Origin of the sequence: Fibrobacter sp. UWB10 (genome assembly GCF_900182935.1) — a bacterium.
GTDB lineage: Bacteria > Fibrobacterota > Fibrobacteria > Fibrobacterales > Fibrobacteraceae > Fibrobacter > Fibrobacter succinogenes_O.
The window spans coordinates 222651-243562 of sequence record NZ_FXUE01000002.1 but is presented as its reverse complement, the minus strand read 5'-3'; the positions used below and the strand labels follow the sequence as shown (position 1 = coordinate 243562).

Below are 20912 nucleotides of genomic sequence, written 5' to 3'. Positions count from 1 at the left end.
GAGAGCAAGCTCTCGCGCAGTCAAACCTTTTACGTCATTGCGAGCCCATTCGACAAGCTCAGGGTAAACTCCGCGAAGCAATCTATGCGTACACTTTGAAAGCCCGCCCTTTCAAAAATAAGTATATTCCCTAAGTCATCTCAACAAGGAAAAATGATGGGCAACCCGTTTTCTTTCATAAAAAATATCTTCGGCGGCAACACCAAAAAACAAGCAGTTGATTTAAAAGCCGCACAGACAACAAACCACGACAGCCCAGTCTATAGTACAGATTACATTTGCGACGTGATGAAGAACCTCATCAATCAATTAAAAGAAAGAAACATTCCCATAACAGAATGCAGGATGAGCGACTATCATTTCCATGAATACTACATTCGAGTGAATGCAAATCCAGAAATCATAAAAACGCTACATTTCGAAGGTGCAAAGATTGTCAAAAATTCAATTGTATGCGATTGCCACTGGAGCATAATGAAATTCAAAGAAGAAAGCTAAAAATTCTTTGCTACATTAAAAAAGTCCAACAACAAAAGGTTTCACCATGCCCATCACAAATAAAGCTACCGTCACGCAATGGAACGAAGAAAAAGGATTCGGTTTCGCCACAGTGAACGGAACAAAGTTTTTCTTCCACATTTCAGCATTAGGGCATCCTGTTCGACAGCCACGAGTCGGCGACACAATCATCATCAGTAGTTTCGGTAAAACCGAGAAAGGTGCCCGAATCGAGAAAGGCACCCTCGAAGGCGTAGCTTTGCGTCAAGAACCGCGACCGCGTTACTCATCAAACACCGGCTACCATAAAAAGAACAAATCGCTGCGCAGTTTTATGTTCGCGCTATGCGTTATCTTGGCAATCGTATCCGGTATCTATACATTTGTCGGCAAATCGTCGCCATTCTCCTCAAGTGCAGCCCCGATAGTTTCAACAAGCCAACCAGGAACTCAGTACACATCAAAGAATGAAGTCGCCAAATACATTTGCGAAAATGGGAGTCTTCCTTCGAACTACGTGAGCAAAAGCGAAGGTAAAAGGCTCTACGAGCAAAAAACCGGCCGGTATTTTACCAAATGGAATTTCAATCCTTTAACAACTCTCGGCGTGATGATTGGCGGAGATTATTTCGAAAATCGCGAAGGATTATTGCCCCAAGGGACCTGGTACGAAGCCGATGTCGATTACTTCGCAAGCAACCGAGGAACCAACCGCCTCGTCTATAGCAGCGGTTGCAATATCTATTACACCGGCAACCATTACAAGTCTTTCAGCAAAGTCGAATTCGCCCAATAAAAGAGCAAAGCCGCCCGCACATCACGGACGGCTAAAATTTTAGAGGCGATAAGCCACTCTACTTCCCGAAATCAAAGAATGCCGCAGGATCCGTTCCAAAGATTTCACCAAGTTTTACCGCCATCTTACGGGAAACCGTCCTGCGTCCGTTTTCCATAGCACACAGGTTTTGCACCTGGATTCCAAGTTTCTCCGCCAAAGTCACTTGCGACCAATTGCGCAAATCCCTATTTGCCACAATCATCTCGCCCGGAGTCGTTTCCAAGGACTTAAACCATTCCGATTCTTCAAAAGGAACAGCAACATCTTCGTCACTGACGATTACATTCTCCGGTTTATAGGTATTCTTCAAAAACCGGACAAGCGGAGCGGGGATATGTTTCGCCCTGATTTCAATACGGGGCCTTTTCACGACTGCCAGCATAATACACCTCAATATCTATAGAGCTATCCTTACAAGTCCAACATGCCACCCAGTTTAGCGCCAAGTGACAATGATACCTGTCGCCTCCGAGCTTGGAGTAATGCCAAAACAATGGCTGCACCGGCCCAGAGACCTTTAGAGACTGAACGAGAGCCTTGAGCTTGTTTTGCACAGCCTTCGGCATCGTCGCAGCACTTCTTTGGGCTCTTTTGGTTATAGTTACATTGTACATAGTTGAATATAATCAATTTTTGATTAGTCGTCAAGTTTTTCTGGAAAAAAGAAGTTCGAAAGTTCCAAACCTTCATCAAGATCATCAAAACACACACCATCGCAATCAACGCGACAGTTTTCCAGCTGTTTTCGAGTAGCTTTTCTCAGCGGTTCATAATCGCGGATGAGTTCCCACCCAATTCGACCATCTTTGAGTTCAACACAAATTGCATCGTCCTCTACCCAAACTCTTTTTACATCTTTTTCTGATAGGTTTGGTCTATCCATATAGCCTCCGTTGTTGTGGTCACATGGTGACCTGTTTGTTGTTAGAGGCGTTTTCGCTATAAAACGAAAACGCACCTCGCCTTAAAACAGCGAGATGCGTCGGGCATTAATGTACCTAAGATTCAGAAAACTGGCAAGGGGCGCATGAAAATTTTACAATCCACGAGACAATCTTATTCGTCCTTTACGCAACGGACTGAAAACCCGTAGTACTTAGTGGAGTTGCCCAGGCTCGCATCCGTGTGGTAGTAGTCCATGGCCGCGGCACACGCGCGGGAGCGATCGTTCTCAGTTGAGCACCAAAAATACGCAAGCCAGCCGTCATAATTGAAAGCATGATTCCATAAGCCAGCAGGCAACGCAGAAAAACCAAACGCATCCGTACCATTGTTCTTATACCAGCCACTCTGCGACTTGAGAACCTTGCCCGCACTGGATTGGCCGCCCACTGCCGTGAACAGGACATCCCATTCCGTTCGCGATGGCAAGTGCCAGCCCGTGGGGCAAATGCCCTGCACCGTGCCGGTCAGATTGCAAAATTTGTCGTAACCGCATTCAAGCGGATTATCGGCATCATTTGCTAGTTTCACCGAGTCAATCGCCGCGGCCCAGGTGTAAAATCGACCTGTCACATCACAGTTTGCAGGTTCATCGTTGTAGCACCAGGACCAATCATATTTATCCTCACCCGAGCCTCCCTGACCAGGGTCAAAGTTCAGGTTTTCCGCCATCCAGGTTTGTTCACCAATTTTAACCGTCCTGTAAACCTTGCCATCACGAGTGTCCGTAACAGAATCATACTTTATTTCAGGATTCAAGTAAGTCTCTTTGGGTAAACTCCAATCAAAGTCTTTCAAAGAACTTGATGATACTTCGCTTACACTGCTGCTAGACTCGCTACTACTAGACTTTGCCAAACTGCTACTGGATTTGGCTGAACTACTACTAAACTTCGCGGAACTGCTGCTGGATTTGACTGAACTACTTGATTTTACACTACTACTGGACTGCATTGGGGCATCCGAATAGTCCTTGAGACAACGGACGGAATACCCGTTGTACTTATCGGTATAGTCCAGGTCCGCATCATCGTAGCCGTAGCCCATGAGCACGTTGTACACGCCATCGAATCCGCCCTCCGTAGAACTACTCCAGAAGTGCACGACGGTGCCCTCGTAGTCGTAACCCCAATCACCGTAGATTCTGACGCCAGCAGGCAACGCCGAGAACGCATAGGTGTCCGTGCCGTTGCCACTTGCCCCGTGATTATCATTCCAGCCGCCGGCGGACTTGAGCATCTTGCCCGCTATTGAATCTCCGCCAACCGCTGTGAAAAGCGTATTCCATTCATCGTCGCTGGGCAAGTGCCAACCAATGGGACAAGCTGTTGTCGCAGCAGCCCATGTGTAAAGGCGACCGTACTTGGAGCAGTTGGAAGGATCGTCGTCATAGCAGTAAGAGTTCGTCGTTTCATAGTTCAGGTTTTCCGCCATCCAAACCTGCGTGCCGATGGTAACAGTCTTGTAGGTCTGGCCACCGCGGGAGTCGATCATCACCCCCATAACTACAGTCAATGGATCAACAACACTCGATGACGAACTCTTCGCCTTTCCACTGCTAGATTCCGGGTCGCCACCCGGAATGACGGAGGAGGATGATTCGCCTTGCTTAACCGAAGAAGACGATTCTACACCCGGTTCATCATTCTGCCCTGCCGATGCTGACGAACTATCATCGCATCCGACAAACGCAAATGCCACCAAACCCATCGCAAGAATAAACTTTTTCATAAATTCTCCGGTAACCCGATATAATAAATTCTAAGCAAATGTAATTTATTTCGCCTAAAACGACAAAAGGCGGCCTTTCGACCGCCTTATGTTACTTCCAATGCATGGTCAGTTTGCGTTTGCACTGGGCGCAATCCGTCAAATAAGAGTCAATAAGGGTCTGGTAGGGAATGCCGACCTCTTTCGCCATATTCTTGAAGTACTCAATAGTACTCGAATTCAGACGGATTGTAATCTGCTTTTTCAATGCGGCAGCATAAGGATTTTTCATCGCCTTCATGCTTGCAAAATCGTATTCCTTTTTCATAATCCGTCTCCCACAAAACAACCCACTCAAATTCTACTTCCATGCAGAACCTCATGGCGTAATTATAATATAATTACATTTAATGAGAAAAGCAACTAATTGTGTGATCATATTATACTTTTTACCGGGAACGCCTCCCGCGAGCGAATAGAGGTTATCCCTATTCTTATTTATACACGCTTTTTTGAAGCGTTTGAATACCAGTTTCCTGGTAAAAAGATGTTTTCAAAAAAAAGAGGGGGCACCACAACCGTCTCCGCCTTTGGGCCCACTGCCAGGCAGGCCTAGTTGTGGCACTATTTCGTAGTGCAGAATGCTGCGTCTCGGAAATGGCCGCTTAAGTATACTTGGCGACCGCTTCACTCGGCTTGCTAGGGGACTACTACGTAGTCCCTCGCCGCTCGGCTCGACAATGCAGAAATACAAGCATTTCTGCGCTGCACTCGCCTCACTGCTAGTCCTTTACGCAACGGACAGACATCGCATTGATTTTATTATGGCCGGCCACACCTGCATACTCATCAAGGTAGTTCAAGTTCACATCACCTGCATAGGTAGAATCGATTTCGAAGGCACTCCAAAAAAGGGCGTTACCACCATAACGATAGAATTTACCACCGACTTGTCCATTGCCAGCTGGCAACGCAGAGAATCCTACAGCATCCGAACCATTTCCATTATTATATCCATTATCTTTCCAACCAACCTGAGACTTGAGCACCTTGCCGGCTACTGATTGACCACCAACAGTCAAAAATAAGACTTCCCATTCTGTTGAATCAGGCAAGTGCCAACCCGGCGGACAAACTCCGTACACCGTATCGGGCAAGGTACAGGTTTTGTCATAGCCGCAATCCTGCGGGTTGTCCACATCGTTAGCCAATTTCACTGAGTCAATTGCCGCCGCCCATGTGTAAAAGCGACCGATCACATCGCAGTTTTTAGCATCATTAAGAAAACACCAAGACCAGTCATATTTATTCTCTCCCGAACCACCCTGACCAGGGTCAAAGTTCAAGTTCTCGGCCATCCATATTTGGTCACCAATTTTTACAGTCTTATACACTTTACCATCACGAGCGTCCGTAATAGAATCATACTCTATTTCCGGATTCAGGTAAGCCTCTTTCGGCAAATCCCATTTCCAGTCAATCTGAGAACTTGACGACAACACACCCTCACTACTACAGGATTTCACCACAGTTTCGCTAGAACTAGACAGCACATCAGTAGAACTGCTACTCGACAGAGTCTTCTCAACAGAAGGCGAAGATTCCGACTTTACCGAACTCGACGATTCTTCAGCAACATTCTCTTCTTTCGAAGACGAAGACTTCGCCTTTTCACTGCTGGACGAATTCTTCTGGGCACTAGAACTCGACGAGCTGTGCTCAGCAGCAGAAGAAGACTCTACAGCCGGTTCATCATTCGGCCCTGCAGACGCCGACGAACTATCGTCGCACCCGACAACAGCAAACGCCACAATAAGCATGAATCCTATCGCCGCCTTGCGGCTCCCACCTTGGTGGCCATGCGCACTAGGCAACAAGTTGCCAAGTGCTGTCCGCCAAGATGACAGATCAAGAATCTTCTTCATAAACGCCCCCTACTAAAGTTCATTCAGTGCAAATGTAATATATTCAACAACCTTCAATAGATTTTATTTTAGAATCCACTTATCCAGAAAAACCATCTGTTCGGCGGTATGGAACCAGTGTTCGCCGCCCGCACATCACAGTCAACGAAACATCTTTCCGCACAGGTAAAGCGGTAAATGCAATGTTTCCGTTTGTCCGTCATTCGTCACGGCGATATTCTTTTGCGAAAGTACGAATCCTTTCTTAGGCGAAAATCTCTTGCAAAAGACGCCATAGCTTTTCGCTTTCGTGTGTTCTTCCGCCTTGACTTCAACCGGCATCAACTCATTTTTAATCTCAATCAGAAAATCGAGTTCAGCCTTGTTCTCGGACCGCCAGAAATAAGGGTGCAGCCCCTGCTTCACAAGTTCATTCATTACATAGTTTTCCGTAAACGCACCCTTGAACGTTGCGTACAGCGGTGTTTCTTCAAGAATCGTGCTGGCGTCAATTCCAGACTTCACACGCAACAACCCGACATCGCTCATATAGACCTTGAAAACCGTGCCGTTAGCATTGTTCGATAGCGGCAGTTCCGCATTCGTCACACATTCTAGTTTGTGCAAAAGTCCCGCATTAAAAAGCCATTGCAGTGCATCTTCCAAATCAGCAGCACGCTTGCCCGCCTTCACATGCGAGAACATAAACTTGTTGTTGTCCTTTGCCAGTTGCTTGGGGACGGAATCCCAGATAAGCCCAAGTTTCGGTATATCCGATGGAGGAGCATGCTTTGAAAAATCATCTCCATAATCCAAGAGAATGTTTTTCAGAATTCGGTCCACTTTTTCAAAATCATTTTCCTGTACAAACGACGCTACCGCAGCGGGCATACCGCCGACAACATAATAAAGTTTCAGATAATTCTGTAACGGAATGGTGTACATTTCCGGTAGCGCACGACGCAGGTCATAGTTCGAAAGACCTTCGAGTAGGGACCGGCCGTCATCAATCGCCATCAAGAATTCCTCAAAACTCATGGGGAACATCTGCAGACGTTCCACCTTCCCCACGGGGAAAGAAATTTCCGACTTGCGGATAACCACTCCCAGGAGAGATCCTGCAGCAATCACATGAAGCCCAGAACGATCTTCGCAGAAATACTTCAGGCTCGTTATGGCCTTGGGGCACGCCTGGATTTCGTCGAAAAAGACAAGCGTCTTCCCATCCGTAATTTTCTGCTTAGAATAGCGCTCCAGTTCCATCACAATGCGAGCGACATCGAAATCGTACTCGAAGATGGACTGCAGGGCAGTATTTCCCTCGAAATTGAAATACGCCAAATTTTCAAAAAAACGGTTCCCAAAATCCTTGATTGCGTAGGTTTTTCCGCACTGACGCACCCCGGTCACCACCAACGGCTTACGCCCAGGCTCAGACATCCATTCTATGAAATTTTTCAGTATTTCGCGTTCCATGTCCCAAAATCTACATTATTCATATCAATTTTGCAATAATTTCTGCATTTTTCATACGAATAACGCAACAAAACTCGCAATTTTCGCACCAATAAGGCCAAAATCGTGTTTTTTTAACAATTTAGCATCCACTTGTCCAGAAAGGCCATTTGTTCGGCGGTGTGGAACCAGTGTTCGCCGCCGTCCATTACGGTCAAGGGAGCACCGATTTTCTGGGCGAATTCGCGCATCGTTTCTAGCGAGGTCAGGTTGTCGTTCGAACCGTACAGAATTCTCGTCGGGATGTGCCACTCGATCGGATTTTCACGCACGTAGCACAGGTATTCCCATGAAAGCGTTTCGCCGAAATTCGTGGGCACGGTTTTCTTTTCGCGAAGTTCCTCTTCGGAGACCCCCGCCCACATCATCATGTTGCAAATGAGCTTTTCCAAGTTGACCATCGGCGAAATAAAATAGGTCTGCTTGATGAGCTTGTCGCCCAGCGCATTCATCGAGAAGAACGCCCCGATGCTATTCGCAACAAGAGTCACTTCGCCGTAGCCCGCCGCGACAGAATCAAAATATACCGGGAATTCCTTCTTGGCATCCCACGGGGTTTCCGCCTTGTAATCGAAGCCGCGAACATCGGCATCAGGGAACAGGCTCTTGTAATGCAGCGCCTCGTCGGCGTTCCCGCCCTTTCCGTGCACGTAAATGACAAGGGGTTTCATTCGCTAATTGTTCTTGAGGCAACGGACGGAACTCCCGCCGTGCTTGTAGGCGAAGTCCAGGAACGTTTTCTCTTTATCATAGTCTATGCCCAGGTGTTCGGCATAGTCGGCATCGAATCCTGTGGCACTCCAGAAGTAGGCCCCATTGCCCGCGAGATAGAAACCATAGAGTGGAGCCCATCCGCCGACGGGCAATGCAGTAAAGCCGAATGCATCTGCACCATTTTTGCTTTCGGCCCAGCCGCTCTGGGATTTGAGGACATTGCTTGCGGTAGATTGCCCGCCCATCACCGTGAGCAGGGTTCCAAACTCCGCCTTGCTCGGCAAGTGCCAGCCCGGCGGACAAATCCCGTACACAGTGTCGGGCAAGGCGCATTTTTTGCCATCGCCGCAATCCTGCGGATTCTTGGTATCGGTCGCCAGTTTTACGGAATCGATTGCAGCAGCCCAGGTGTAAAGGCGGCCAGCCACATCGCAGGTAGAGCTATCCCCGTTGTCCTTCTTTCCAAAGCACCAACTCTTTTCCTTCACATTTAAATCCGAGGCATCATAGTAATTCAGGTTTTCGGCCATCCAAGTTTGGTCACCAATCTTCACCGTCTTATATGTTTTGCCATCACGTTCATCGGTCATGGAGCCGTAGTCAATATCAGGGTTAAAACGGCATTCCTTCGGTACATCCCAGCTCCAACCCGTTTCTCCTTCCAGAAGTGCCGAACAATCTACCTTGTCCTCGCTACTACTGGAACTTGACTCCGCTTCGCTAGAGCTAGACTGCACATCAGCAGAACTGCTACTAGACTCCGGCGTCACTTCAGAAGAAGACGATTCCTCGACGCTAGACGAAGACTCCACAACACTGCTACTCGACTTTTCACTGCTGCTTGACGAACTTTCCGGTTCGCATAAAACCCAGTCCCCCTGTTCACACCTAGCATAATAAGTTGGCGTACGCCCTGGTGCATGATTCGCCGCATACATATACGACCATGACTGCACCAAGCCTTCATTTTCAGCACTGCATACCCATTCATCTGGAGCAACGCGAACCACATCACCATCAATCACATTGCGATCAATCGCATCGCCACCAATTTTTTCCATCCATGGGTTTGCGTTTGTAATAGGTTCAGACCATTTACCACTTTCACATTTATAAAAATCTGTTGCGATTATAAAAGACGTACCCATGACATCTAGCACTTTCGTGTACTGATACATTAAGAATTTGCCTTCGTACTTTTCATCACAGGTGCGATAATCACTCGGATTAAAGGGTTCTTGCACAGAAGAACTTGAGGGAGGCACTTCCGAGGAACTTGAAATGATTGCCTCAGAAGAAGACGAATTCACAGAATCCACGGAATTTGCAATAACGGATTCAGAACTGCAGGCGCCCAATAAAGAAACGAATCCGACTTCAGCCACCCAACGCACAATAGAAAACTTTTTCATAAAACCTCCGGTAACCCGATATAAAAAAACTATAACAAATGTAGATAATTTAGCCCCTAAAAGACAAATAAAAAAAACACATTTTTTTATACTTTATTATAAAGCGGAGGTTTTATGCTCAATTATCTTTTCTTGATTCTAGCAATCGTCATGGAGGCGGCGGGGACAACGCTCCTTAAATTTTCGGAACAGTTCACGAAACTGGTTCCGAGCATCTTTTCGCTGCTGTGCTATGTGGCATCGCTGTACCCGCTCAGCCTTTGCCTGCGCACGATTCCTATCGGCATCGCATACGCCACCTGGTCGGCGCTCGGCATTGCGCTCATTACGCTGAGCGGTATGTTCTTTTTCAAGCAGACACCTGACCTAGGCGCCATTATCGGGCTTTTGCTGATTATCAGCGGTGTCGCCGTGCTGAATTTATTCTCCAAGATGGAGATTCATTAGAAAATTTGTGTACGGCTCACAAATAACTGCATTCACCCTTCAAATTTCCAGCCACAATCGTTGTGGTAAATCATCTGGCGGGTCATGCCGCCGTCGATGCAGATGTTTTCGCCAGTAATGAATCCGGCCTTGTCGCTCGCGAGATAAAGTACCATGTTCGCGATGTCGAGCGGGTTGCCGACGCGGCCTGCGGGCTGCTGCGTAGCATCGGGGCCTTCGTAGATCTTGAAATCCGTATCGATCCAGCCCGGCGAAATGGAATTCACGCGCACGCGGCCCGCAAAACTCACGGCCAGCGCATGCGTGAGCGCTGCAATCCCGCCCTTCGCCGCCGTATAGCTTTCTGTTTGCGGTTGGCTCATGCGGTCGCGACTTGAAGAAATGTTTATAATGCTCGCGCCCGACCCAAAATGCGGCGCGAAAAGTTTCGCGAGGTAGAACGGAGCCGTCACGCCGACCGCCAACGCATAGCTGAATTCCTCGTAGCTACATTCGTCAATGCCCTTCATCAGCGGGAGCGCGTTATTCACCAACACATCCACATGGCCATATTTCTCGATGACGAACTGCGCAAATTTTTCGAGGACATCCTTCTTTGAAAGGTCCCCCACAAAACAGGGATTCTCGCGAATGTCGATGTAGGCGACTTTCGCGCCCTCTTTCTCGAATTCACTCACGACAGTCGCACCAATCCCGTGCGCCCCGCCCGTCACCACGACCACTTTATTTTCAAACGATTTCATGTAGGTAAATATACCTTTCTCACCGCAAAAAAGGTATTTTTAAAGCTATGGAACCAACAGAACCGTTATTCGCGATTATTGCAAAGATTGTACTTATTATCATTTTTGCCATTATTCCATTTGTATTTGGCATTTTTGTCAACATTTCCACCAAGCACCGCAAGCCATTTCTTATTGCAGGACGAGTCGTTTCAATTCTGTCGGCCATTTTTATTGCAGTAGGTCATTCTGTCGTAATAGCGTATTCCATAGTAATTCCAATGGACGCATGGCCGTTCTATGTTTATGCATGCTGTTTTTGCGGACTAACTATGGGTGTCCTTCCTTTGTCCACTTTCTACTTCACCACAAGCAAAAAGTCAAAAAAGCGACGGGCCTGTTATCTAGCCATTTCGTTTATAGCATTCTCCTTAATCCTTTCGGGATATGAAGCCTCATACAATCGAGCTTATGGAAAAATCGCTTATCAAACGGAACGACAAGACCTATCCATAAATGATTTTTACGCGAACCATCCTGAAGCCGATAAAAATGGCGAAATCAACGTGTCGGCGTCTTTGTACAATGGAGGGGAATGGCTTACAGCGAATATATCCGTATATAAAGATTCAATTGTTCTAAAAACAAAAGAGCACCATTACGACATATCGGAAACAGATTCTTGTTATCGCAATGATTTGCCACCAAATCAGGTTCAAGATATTATTGAAGAAATCATCTATTACGAGCCAGAGATTGAATATAGCCAAGGTAAAGACATGTGTCTTCATCCATCAGCTACTATTGAACTTGCAGACAATAAAAAAGCGACTACGGTAAAATTACTCCTTCCAGACCTTGATGGTTATCACCCCAACGCACAACGTTTAGTAAAAAAGATTAACAATCTTATAAAAGATTCAAAATTCGACCCTACGAAGGGCTGTCGCAACGACTAATTTCTATGCTCCAGTTTTTCGACGTCACAAAGAAATCACCATGGTTGCCGCAGGTCAAGGCTCTGTACGAGTCGGCGTTTCCGGCCAACGAGCGGATTCCTATAAAGCATTTGCTGGACAACAAAATCAAGCGGGAATTTTGGGCGTTTTTCGATGGAGATCTGTTCTGCGGTTTTTCAAATTCCATTTCGCACGGCGACATCACGAACATTGTCTACTTTGCTGTAGAACCTGAACTGCGCTGCCGCGGGTACGGTTCGCAAATTTTGCAGGCCATCCGAGAAAAGCATCCCGACTCACGCATTGTCGTCGATATCGAAGTCGAAGAAGATTCTAAAGACGATGAGGAACTTGAACGCAGGAACCGCCGCCGCGACTTTTACACCCGCAACGGCTTTGGCTCCTCCCCTGTCGATTACGTCTGGCAAGGCGAGCACTACCGCCTACTCTCTGCAGGCGGCACCGTCACCGACAAAGAATTCCGCGATTTCTGGAAAGAAATCCTGAAGGATATTCCCGGTGCGAAATATCCGTAAGATTTTACAGCGGCTCTTCGCACAATCTTTTCTCAATTTCCTCAATAGAGGGCATTGTGCCTTCAACCTTTTCAGGGTAGAATTTTTCCAATTCATATTCCGAAATGCTGATAGGTTGCGTACTTGATTCCAGTGCGTACTGTGCCTGCACCTTGTCCTTTTCCTTGCAAATCAGCAGACCGATTGTCGGGTTGTCGCGCCCTTCCTTTTTAAGGATGTGGTTGCATGCCACCATGTATCCGCCCAGTTGCCCGATATCGGCAAATTCAAAGCGCCCGATTTTCACCTCGACAACGACATAGCAAGAGAGATTCAGGTTGTAAAAAAGCAAATCCATGAACTTCTCCCTTTCGCCTACCATAATGCCATATTCTCTGCCGACATAGGCAAAGCCCGTGCCCAATTCCACAAGAAAACGGGTAATGTTGTTCAGCAAACTATCTTTCAGCAGTTTTTCGTTGTAGCGGCCCGTAATACCCGTAAACGCGAAATTATAAGGATCTTTCGTCAGTTCTTGAGCCAAATCGCTTGTTTCGGCAGGGAGAGTCCGTTCAAAATTCGTCAAAGCCTTTCCCTGGCGCTCGTAAAGATCGGTAGAAAGCGCATTCAAAAGGGACGAACGGCTCCAGCCATTTTCTACCGTCTGGCGGGCAAAAAACAGGGCCTTTTGAGGATTTTCCTTGAACTTGTCCATTAAGACAACGTGATGTCCCCATGGAATTGAAAAGATGTCATGGGCAATTTGCTCAACAACTTGTTGAGTAATTGGAAAATCTTCCTTTTGTTCCCCGATCTTGGGTGCATTTTCCAAATAAGGGCGATACATAAGATAAAAGTTCTTCATGTACAGAATGTTCGTGGGAGAAAAACAAGTGGCACTGGGAATCTGAGCCTTTAAGTCTCGGCTCAGATTCTTCATGAAGCCGCTGCCCCATTTGCTTTCAGCCTGCTTGGTTACAATATCACGCCCCAATTCCCAGTAGTAGCGCAACATTTCGCTATTTACCTTCACCGCCGCCTTGATCTGGCTCTTGCGATAACGGGAAGAAAGTTCCTTGACCCAGTGAATGTAATCCTTGTCCAAGATATTGATAGATTTTTTCGACATAGATATCCTCTTTAAAATGGTTGCACAACGGTGCGAATACACCGTAAAAACGACGCACTATACGCCCTTGCTTTTTTGCTTTGTAATGGAGTTTCCACGCCTTGCGTGGAATGGGATAATCTTGCGATTCTGTTGGCGGGGGCTTTCCCCGGCGTTACCTGTCACTCTTTCGAATGAACCCGAGTAGGGTATTTTCCTACCAGCTATCCAACAGGACCGTCAAGAAGGTTGATGGGCCCCGCCGCGAATGCACGTACGGACCAAATGGTCTATGTCGACTGTCGCGAGGATTATCGAATTACGATTGTAATATAAGTAAATGTGTATTCCCGGTCAAGGGGCACGCCGCTAGTTTCAAACCACCAGAGTTTCATCTTCTTCAAGAAATCCGCATCCAGTGGCCACCCTGAAGCATCGGGGATTACGGAATCCACGGCGCAATAAAGGCACAATGCCGTCCGCCGACGAATCACCAATTTAATCGAGCCCCGCTCCACGGTTTGCCAGCTGAGCGTCACGGATAGGGAGTTCCTGGAAAGAATCTATCCAATTTTTCTGATTTTTTCAGCGTCAAACCGCTTGCGAACCCGCATAAAATAAGGTATATTCAGAAAGTAGGTCTTATAGGGGCTCTTTATGAGCGGAGAAAAAACTAAATTTGCCTATGTCTACGTCTGCATTGATAAAATCTGACATTTCCTATTGACTTCCGTTAAAAAAAGATGTATATCATGGGTGATCTCGGTTATCCCCTGATACATCCAGAATGAGGTAGCCGGGTGATCCCTTGTTGATGTATAGCCTGGGTGGTCTTTTTTTTCTATTTCACTTTGGTCCCCTTCATCTTGATTTTCGCATTGCTGGAATTGAAAGCTGTCCAAAGTTGAAGTCTCCCGTTCAAAGCTCTGAAAACAAGTTTTACGGCACTGTTTTTCTTGTCGCCTTGGAAAACGGACGCGAAGTCTACGTTTATGGCGGCTTGATTGGTGCCTTTGTTTTTCAGAAACTCGATATGTCTTATAGGGGCTCTTTTTGGGCAGAGGTAAAACTATACCTTTGAAAAAGTGGTATATTGTCCTAAAAGAGGTTTATCATGTTTAGTTAAGTCCTATAGGGATTCTTTAAAAGCCGAGGCAAGCAATGATAATCGCGATCAACAAAGATGAACCGTGGTGGGAAAAGACGCGCGCTTTCGCGAATGATTGCCCATGGCTGCCGGGGCGTCGTTTAGCCGAGCGAATGTCAAAAAACGATTTCCTAGACTGGGAAAAAATTTTCATTGCTGTACACGGTGAAGATGCTGTCGGCTTTTGCGTTCTCGAGGAGAACGGGAACATTCCTCCGAAATTCAATTGCAGCCCCTTTATTAACCTCGTTTATGTTAGCGAAAAATTCCGGGGAGAGCGGCTATCCAAAAGCTTAATTGACGCAGCGCTTAATTACGCCCAAAGGCTCGGCTACAAAAAAGTTTATCTCAAAAGCGAGCACCACGGCCTATACGAAAAATACGGGTTCAAGAAGATTGCCGATTTCGAACCAACGGTCGGGCTTGCAAACCAACTGTTTGAAATCAAAATTTCAATTTAACATTAGCTTTTAAGCATTCCTTCGCGGCAAAAAAATTTTTGACTTTCCGCCTTTTTAACCTATATTAAATGTATGAAATACGTAAAAATGGTTTTGAGGGTTCTGCTGGGCATTTTTATATTCTTTCCGTGAAAGAAATCCTGAAGGATATTCCCGGTGCGAAATATCCGTAATCCTTAATCAATCAGATCATTCTGGAACCTTGACAGGTGTTCAAACGGCAAGATTTGGCGGCCTCTGAACAATCCGCAGCCATCGTTAATTAACTGATTGTTGATGGCCTTGAACATGTTCACGTCGATTTTTGCAAGTTCAAGTTCCTGCAACTTCACAAGGCGTTCATACGCCTCGTCAAAATAAACGCACTCGCCGCTCGGAATCTGGTCATGCTTGGAGCGCCGCGTTTCTTGCGTTTTTTCGTAACCAAAATGATTCGCCTCACCGATTTCAGCGAAGTCATCCATATCCTTTGTACGCAATTGAACTTCCGTGTAGCAACGTGCAAGATTATCATACATCGTTATATGCAACGATTGATAACCGGATGTTCGCGGAGTCGCCACAGAGTCATGATAATACGGCTGAACTTCATCTTTTAGCAAGTCGCAATGGCCGCCATCCTTATGTCTTGAAATTTCTGGAGTAAATCCACGTTCTTCAAGGAATTCAGGCAGAGCATTTGCGATTTCATACAAATACTTCCGTTCAACTTCGCTTCTGTCTTCGCCTTTCTTGATATGGCAAACCGGCATCGAGATCACGATACGGTAGGCAATCAAATCGCGGAAATTCAGTTGGCTTTTAATTTCTGCTTCGGACGGAAACACTCCATTCTTTTTGTAATAATTGTAGACAAATTCAAGGATATAGCCGTTGAATTTTTCTTCGGCACGAATCAAAGACTTGATGCGTCCCTTGAACGTAAAGGCAAGGAAGGGATATTCCCTTGTCATGAACTTGTAGAACTCTTTTATTCGTTGAGACTGCGAGGTCAAGAAGTCGTTGTGTTCGAGTAATTCGATAATCTGAATCAGAAAATTCGAGTGTGCAAGATCAATGCTGTTGCGCGTTTCCTTCGCACCATTCCTAAGGTCATTCGAATACTGATGCAAAATTTTCAGCACCGTGTTTCCAGAGAACAAGTAGTCGTTCAAACAAATCATCTTAAGCCTCCAAGTCGGACTTCTTATCGGGGTTCACACGACGAAATATAAAAACGATTTTCACCCGCCACATCGGACAAATTATCCTCAAGAAACCTCGCGCAAAAGCGCTTTACACTAGGTGAAAAGCGGAATAGACTCTTTTACATTTTCTTCATAAAAATGTTTGCGACTCCGCAAAATAATGTATATTCAAAACAGAAATTAATTTTCTATACGTTTCTACATACCCACGGATATCTACGTTGAATTGAATTTTAGGAAGAGAAAACAATGTTTAAATTAGATGAGTATAAAAAACAAAATATTATTTTGGGAATAGGATGCTTTCTAATTGGTTTTCTCATAGTATTTTTAGGTAGTAATGGCTTTTTTACTGTCGGAGATTACGTACCTAAAGGTGCGACTGTGATTTGCCGTATGCCAGGGAAAAGTACGAGTTACCTCGTTATTCCTGCATACTTGAATGCTGATGTTTTTATCCGTTTTTTCTTCACATCGCTTTTGACTTGCATCAGTGCGGGCGCATCCATTTTCTTTGGCAGGAAATATCATCGAAAAGGGTATGGTAAAATGCAAATCATTGCTTATATATCTGCTTTTGTCGTGGTTTTTACCGCATGTTCAGTATATTTGATTATACTTTTCCCGACCCTGTTTGTAAATTGAAGCACTCTGGCTACCAATTTTATCCAGACGCCAAGAAATACGCTTCTAATGAAGACAAGCCTTGGCATATAGCAGACATTCGGGTGATTTTATGTAAAAAACAGCACAAACTTCCAGCATTTTTGTGTAAAAACAAACATTTTTAGGTATGTTTAGGATATGGAAAGGCGGATTCTCAAAGGAACGTGTTATGCGCGACCTGGGACTAATCTCGGGCATTTCGCTCGGTACGGACACGCTTTTTTGCTACAAAAAGGCGAACAAATTATTCCGATAGAAGTCAAGGCCGAAGAGAACCTGCGCGCTAAGTCTCTCAGACAGTTTGTTCAGGACCACGAAGGCACCCATGGACTACGTCTGTCCATGTCGCCCTATCGAAAACAGGATTGGATGGACAATATTCCTCTCTACCTCGCGGAACGAGCGAGGTGATTTGTATATTTTTGAGTTGAGGTAATCATTCTATGCGTTTCTATGTACCCACGGACATCTATGTCGAAAAAGACTGCGTGAAGAATCACGCATCAAATTTGCTTGCGGTTGGAAAGCGCGCGTTCATTATGACGGGCAAAACTTCTGCCAAGAAGAATGGTTCATTGAACGATGTTACTGCCGTTCTGGACGCTGGCCACGTGCCATACCAAATTTTTGATCAGGTCGAAGAAAATCCGTCTACCGATACCGTGGGAAACGCAGCCCAACAAGCTCGCGATTTCGGCGCCGATTACATCATCGGTATCGGGGGTGGTTCCGCCATTGACGCTGCAAAAGCAGTCGCTTTGCTCCTTGCGAACCCGAATCTTCTCGCGGACAATTTGCACAAGGCACCCGAAAAGCCGCTCGGCCATGTGCCTGTCGTTGCCGTACCGACTACTTGCGGAACGGGTTCCGAGGCAACACCGGTTTCCATCATCACAAACCACAAGATACAACTGAAAAAGAGCATTCCGCACCGCATTTTCCCGGCGCTCGCGCTTGTCGACGGAAAGTACCTCGCCTCGGCCAAGAAAACGCTGATTATCAATACCGCAGTCGATGCGCTCGCCCACATGGTCGAAAGCATCTTGAATGTCTATTCCAACGCTTTCAACCGCATGTGTCCGGAATACGGTCTCAAACTCTGGGGCGAATTCAAGGATGCACTTCTTTCCGACGCCCCCGTCGACGAAAGCCTTTACGAAAAACTCATGCTCACCTCGACTATCGCGGGCATGTCTATCGCGCACACAAGCACCTCCGTACCGCACGGCATGAGCTATGATCTCACGCTGCATCAAGGTGTACCCCACGGCCCTGCCGTCGGTTACTTCCTGGCCGGATATGTAGAAGTTTGCGAAAAGAAGGTTCCCGAAGATGTCAAGCACATTTTGGTTCTTTTAGGCCTCAAAAACACCGCCCATTTCACCGAAATGCTTGACAAGCTCATCGGCAAATGCAAGGTTTCTCGCGAAATGCGCGACCAGTTTGCCGCCGCCATGAAGGTGAACCGCTCCAAGCTCGACCTTGTCCCTGGCGGGATCACGTCCGAAGAAGTCGACTATATTTACGACAAATCGCTCGTCGTGGAATAAGTTTTTACGGAAAATGTCACACCGACAAAAACCGTAAATCCAAAAATAAAGAAAGAAATAATTATTTCAATTAAAAGTTAGACACGGGTATAATTTTTTCTAAATTTGCCGCCCGTGATTAAAAATCTTATTCTGTCTATTTACTCTGGCCTCTGCATCGGCCTTGGCGGCACCGCCTACCTTTCTTGCGATAACAAGGTTCTAGGATCCTTCCTTTTCGGACTCGGGCTGTTTACCATCTTGAATTTCGGCTTTAACCTTTTCACGGGCAAAGTCGGCTATTTCGTCAACAACAAGCCTAGCTACTGGGGATTCCTCGGAATCGTATGGCTCGGCAACTTTATCGGGACATTCCTTTTTGCTAGAATGATTGCGCTCACGCGCTACGGAGCCGCCCTGCAGGCCAAGGCAAGCGCCCTCTGCCTCGTCAAAGACGGCGACAGCATCGTAAGCCTTCTCATACTGGGCATTTTCTGCGGCATGCTCATGTTCATTGCCGCCGACGGTTACAAGAGCATCGAAAATCAGGCCGGAAAAGTCGTTGTCGTTTTTCTCCCGGTCATGGTCTTTATCTTGAGCGGATTCGAACACTGCATCGCAGATATGTTCTACTTCTCGCTCGCCGGAGATTTTTCAGCACTCATGCTTAAATCCCTCGTGGTTATTACCATCGGGAATTCTATCGGCGGCGGACTTATTCCGCTGGCGTGGAGATTCGCGCCTACGCGGGGATAACAACAGGAAACACTATTCCGCGAAGGCCGGAGGCGGCAGGTGCATACCCGCCATCAAGAGTTTGTTATCGCGGGCGTATTGCATTAAGCGTTTGCGGCTCTCGGCAGACTTAGCCTTATCCATGTCGTAGTTGGAATTGATTTCGGAGTGATCTTTCTGCAATGCATAACCATGCATCAAGTCGCCCACGACAAGCAGGTTTGCCAGCTGGAATGCAGTATGGCCCGGCGTGTGGCCCACGGCATCCATCGCAAGCACTCCATGCGGGAGCGTGTCGCCAAAGGCAAACAGATGAAGGCAATCCTTGTAAAGGGCCATGACATCTTTCTGCAAATCATTCTTCGGAATATCGTTCATCCAAGCGTCATATTCAACTTTGCCCGCATAGACCGCGGCATTCTTGAAAACCTTTTCCGTTTTTCCTGCATCGCCAGTTTTTACAAGGCCCGCAATATGGTCTGCATGGAAATGCGTCAAATAGACAAGCCCGATGCTGTCAGGATTCACGCCTAAGGCAACAAGGCGGTTCAGCAATTGCCCGCCCCAAGCGCCAAGGCCCGCATCAAATAAGATGTACTTGCCGTCGATTTGCACCAAGAAAGTACTGACCGAAGCGGGAATCCCTGCCGGCATGTTCAAGCTTGCATAAAGCGAATCGCTTGCATCGCTAAAAAGATCGCGCGGCATCAGTTTTTCGCCCGCGTTATCCTGAATCCAAGTAACCTTCGCCCCATTTGCAAGCGAAACCGTCTTCGTTCCTTCAACTGCAGCTGCAGTTTCAGGCACCACATTCGTTTCAGCAGTTTCTTTGACCGTCTTCGTATCGCTGCAGCCAGCCACCGTCAAGGCCAGCGCAACCGCAAATAAAGGGGAAAAGGCTTTTTTCATATAGACTCCTGTTTCAAGAGAATATATAAAATTATCTTCTCTTTTTTTATAATTTATCACGGATGAAAAATATTATGACCGTCTACTACCACCTTCCTGGACTGTTTGAATTCTACGAGCTGTACAAGGCGTTTTTGCCACTATACCGCGAGCACCGGGAATTCTTTTACGACTGGTGCGAAATCGGCTCTATTTACGGGGCGCCCAGTGACTGTATTTGGGGTGGTGGGCGCGTCGGATTTGGAGACGCCGAGCCCAATGCTGTCGCCGCCCTCATGAAGGAATACGGGATTTCGGCAAGACTCACCTTCAGCAATTCCCTACTCCGCGACGAACACCTTGACGACGCTCGGTGCAATGCCCTATGCGAAATGTTTAAAAACGGCGGGACAACCCCCGGCGCACCTCAAAACGGAATCATCGTTCATTCCGACCTGTTGTTGAATTACCTCAAGGCAAAATATCCCAATTTTTATTTTGTCTCTTCGACCACAAAAGTCATCACGGATTTCGAACAATTCAAGGCTGAGCTGAATCGCGAAGAATTCCGCTATGTGGTTCCCGATTTCAGGCTGAACAGACAATTCGACAAACTGAATGCGCTTACAGATGCCCAAAAGCAAAAGGTCGAATTCCTGTGCAATGAATGCTGTTGGTATGGCTGTTTTGACCGCAAGAAATGCTACGAGAACGTAAGCCAGAAAAGCCTTGGCGAAGACTGCGCCGACCACATTTGCGTTTCACCTACAGCACAAAGGGGCTATAGGTTCTCCGACGCCATGAAGAACCCAGGCTTTATCGGGATTGACAACATTCAGAACACATACGCTCCCGCTGGATTTCGCCACTTTAAAATCGAAGGACGAAGTCTCGGCAGCGCGCTCATTTTGGAATTTTTACTTTACTATATGACCAAGTCAGAATACCAACTCAAGGTACGCGAAGAAATTTACTTGGATAGCTCGCTGGATTTGTTCTAAGCAAATAGTACAAT

24 protein-coding genes are annotated in these 20912 nt (G+C 46.6%); 11 read left to right on the top strand and 13 right to left on the bottom strand.

Going from position 1 to position 20912, the window contains the following annotated elements; translation table 11 throughout:
- Positions 1–153: 153 nt before the first annotated feature.
- Both QOL41_RS05660 and QOL41_RS05655 read left to right on the top strand, forming a co-directional pair.
- Positions 154–498, top strand: a complete 345-nt coding sequence (locus tag QOL41_RS05660; RefSeq protein ID WP_283428970.1) for a hypothetical protein — start codon at positions 154–156, stop codon at positions 496–498.
- A gap of 46 nt (positions 499–544) precedes the next feature.
- Positions 545–1294, top strand: coding sequence for a ribonuclease domain-containing protein (locus QOL41_RS05655; RefSeq protein ID WP_283428969.1), 750 nt, complete (start codon positions 545–547; stop codon positions 1292–1294).
- Positions 1295–1352: 58 nt separating this feature from the next.
- Here QOL41_RS05655 and QOL41_RS05650 read toward each other — a convergent pair whose 3' ends face one another.
- The 9 genes from QOL41_RS05650 to QOL41_RS05610 all read right to left on the bottom strand — a co-directional run bounded on the left by QOL41_RS05650 (position 1353) and on the right by QOL41_RS05610 (position 9533).
- The gene (locus tag QOL41_RS05650; RefSeq protein ID WP_283428968.1) at positions 1353–1718 is read right to left on the bottom strand and encodes a helix-turn-helix domain-containing protein; all 366 of its coding nucleotides are present in this window, start codon (positions 1716–1718) and stop codon (positions 1353–1355) included.
- Entirely contained in the window at positions 1687–1950 is a 264-nt protein-coding gene (locus QOL41_RS05645) for a type II toxin-antitoxin system RelE family toxin (protein ID WP_283428967.1), read from the bottom strand. The genes QOL41_RS05650 and QOL41_RS05645 overlap by 32 nt, the downstream gene beginning before the upstream one ends.
- Before the next feature lie 23 nt (positions 1951–1973).
- Entirely contained in the window at positions 1974–2219 is a 246-nt protein-coding gene (locus QOL41_RS05640) for a DUF2442 domain-containing protein (RefSeq protein WP_283428966.1), read from the bottom strand.
- Between the two features lie 173 nt (positions 2220–2392).
- The gene (locus tag QOL41_RS05635) at positions 2393–4009 is read right to left on the bottom strand and encodes a fibrobacter succinogenes major paralogous domain-containing protein (protein ID WP_283428965.1); all 1617 of its coding nucleotides are present in this window, start codon (positions 4007–4009) and stop codon (positions 2393–2395) included.
- 91 nt (positions 4010–4100) lie between these two features.
- The gene (locus tag QOL41_RS05630) at positions 4101–4316 is read right to left on the bottom strand and encodes a BrnA antitoxin family protein (RefSeq protein WP_283428964.1); all 216 of its coding nucleotides are present in this window, start codon (positions 4314–4316) and stop codon (positions 4101–4103) included.
- A gap of 454 nt (positions 4317–4770) precedes the next feature.
- Positions 4771–5913 (bottom strand): fibrobacter succinogenes major paralogous domain-containing protein, encoded by a 1143-nt coding sequence (locus tag QOL41_RS05625; protein ID WP_283428963.1) that lies wholly within the window; start codon positions 5911–5913, stop codon positions 4771–4773.
- A 141-nt stretch (positions 5914–6054) separates the two neighbouring features.
- Positions 6055–7368, bottom strand: coding sequence for an ATP-binding protein (locus QOL41_RS05620; RefSeq protein ID WP_283428962.1), 1314 nt, complete (start codon positions 7366–7368; stop codon positions 6055–6057).
- Positions 7369–7481: 113 nt separating this feature from the next.
- Positions 7482–8078 carry an alpha/beta fold hydrolase gene (locus QOL41_RS05615; protein WP_283428961.1) on the bottom strand — a complete coding sequence of 199 codons (597 nt, stop codon included), beginning with the start codon at positions 8076–8078 and terminating at the stop codon, positions 7482–7484.
- 3 nt (positions 8079–8081) lie between these two features.
- Positions 8082–9533 carry a fibrobacter succinogenes major paralogous domain-containing protein gene (locus QOL41_RS05610; protein ID WP_283428960.1) on the bottom strand — a complete coding sequence of 484 codons (1452 nt, stop codon included), beginning with the start codon at positions 9531–9533 and terminating at the stop codon, positions 8082–8084.
- A gap of 114 nt (positions 9534–9647) precedes the next feature.
- Between QOL41_RS05610 and QOL41_RS05605 the strand changes: the two genes are divergently transcribed.
- Complete coding sequence (locus QOL41_RS05605) at positions 9648–9980, top strand: DMT family transporter (protein WP_283428959.1); 333 nt, start codon at positions 9648–9650, stop codon at positions 9978–9980.
- A 32-nt stretch (positions 9981–10012) separates the two neighbouring features.
- On the opposite strand, the gene QOL41_RS05600 is transcribed toward QOL41_RS05605, so the two are convergent.
- The gene (locus QOL41_RS05600) at positions 10013–10723 is read right to left on the bottom strand and encodes an SDR family NAD(P)-dependent oxidoreductase (RefSeq protein WP_283428958.1); all 711 of its coding nucleotides are present in this window, start codon (positions 10721–10723) and stop codon (positions 10013–10015) included.
- A gap of 47 nt (positions 10724–10770) precedes the next feature.
- On the opposite strand from QOL41_RS05600, the gene QOL41_RS05595 reads away from it, so the two are divergent.
- Entirely contained in the window at positions 10771–11661 is an 891-nt protein-coding gene (locus QOL41_RS05595; protein ID WP_283428957.1) for a YhjD/YihY/BrkB family envelope integrity protein, read from the top strand.
- A gap of 5 nt (positions 11662–11666) precedes the next feature.
- The gene (locus tag QOL41_RS05590; protein WP_283428956.1) at positions 11667–12197 is read left to right on the top strand and encodes a GNAT family N-acetyltransferase; all 531 of its coding nucleotides are present in this window, start codon (positions 11667–11669) and stop codon (positions 12195–12197) included.
- 4 nt (positions 12198–12201) lie between these two features.
- On the opposite strand, the gene QOL41_RS05585 is transcribed toward QOL41_RS05590, so the two are convergent.
- Entirely contained in the window at positions 12202–13305 is a 1104-nt protein-coding gene (locus QOL41_RS05585) for a PDDEXK nuclease domain-containing protein (RefSeq protein ID WP_283428955.1), read from the bottom strand.
- Positions 13306–14445: 1140 nt separating this feature from the next.
- Between QOL41_RS05585 and QOL41_RS05580 the strand changes: the two genes are divergently transcribed.
- Complete coding sequence (locus tag QOL41_RS05580) at positions 14446–14892, top strand: GNAT family N-acetyltransferase (protein WP_283428954.1); 447 nt, start codon at positions 14446–14448, stop codon at positions 14890–14892.
- Between the two features lie 176 nt (positions 14893–15068).
- On the opposite strand, the gene QOL41_RS05575 is transcribed toward QOL41_RS05580, so the two are convergent.
- Positions 15069–16055: a RelA/SpoT-related domain-containing protein gene (locus QOL41_RS05575; protein WP_173654329.1), complete on the bottom strand. Its 987-nt coding sequence runs from the start codon at positions 16053–16055 to the stop codon at positions 15069–15071.
- Positions 16056–16328: 273 nt separating this feature from the next.
- On the opposite strand from QOL41_RS05575, the gene QOL41_RS05570 reads away from it, so the two are divergent.
- From QOL41_RS05570 to QOL41_RS05560, 4 genes are all read left to right on the top strand, one after another.
- A complete protein-coding gene (locus tag QOL41_RS05570; RefSeq protein ID WP_283428953.1) occupies positions 16329–16724 on the top strand; it encodes a hypothetical protein in 396 nt (131 codons plus the stop codon).
- 159 nt (positions 16725–16883) lie between these two features.
- The gene (locus tag QOL41_RS14245) at positions 16884–17156 is read left to right on the top strand and encodes a DUF4143 domain-containing protein (protein WP_502846876.1); all 273 of its coding nucleotides are present in this window, start codon (positions 16884–16886) and stop codon (positions 17154–17156) included.
- A 32-nt stretch (positions 17157–17188) separates the two neighbouring features.
- On the top strand, positions 17189–18295 hold the full coding sequence (locus QOL41_RS05565; protein ID WP_283428952.1) for an iron-containing alcohol dehydrogenase family protein: 1107 nt from the start codon (positions 17189–17191) through the stop codon (positions 18293–18295).
- Positions 18296–18409: 114 nt separating this feature from the next.
- The gene (locus QOL41_RS05560) at positions 18410–19030 is read left to right on the top strand and encodes a formate/nitrite transporter family protein (RefSeq protein WP_283428951.1); all 621 of its coding nucleotides are present in this window, start codon (positions 18410–18412) and stop codon (positions 19028–19030) included.
- A gap of 12 nt (positions 19031–19042) precedes the next feature.
- Here the strand turns inward: QOL41_RS05560 and QOL41_RS05555 are convergent, their stop codons facing one another.
- The gene (locus QOL41_RS05555) at positions 19043–19918 is read right to left on the bottom strand and encodes an MBL fold metallo-hydrolase (RefSeq protein ID WP_283428950.1); all 876 of its coding nucleotides are present in this window, start codon (positions 19916–19918) and stop codon (positions 19043–19045) included.
- A 74-nt stretch (positions 19919–19992) separates the two neighbouring features.
- Here QOL41_RS05555 and QOL41_RS05550 point away from each other — a divergent pair, with 74 nt between their 5' ends.
- On the top strand, positions 19993–20898 hold the full coding sequence (locus tag QOL41_RS05550) for a hypothetical protein (protein ID WP_349362394.1): 906 nt from the start codon (positions 19993–19995) through the stop codon (positions 20896–20898).
- Positions 20899–20912 lie beyond the last annotated feature (14 nt).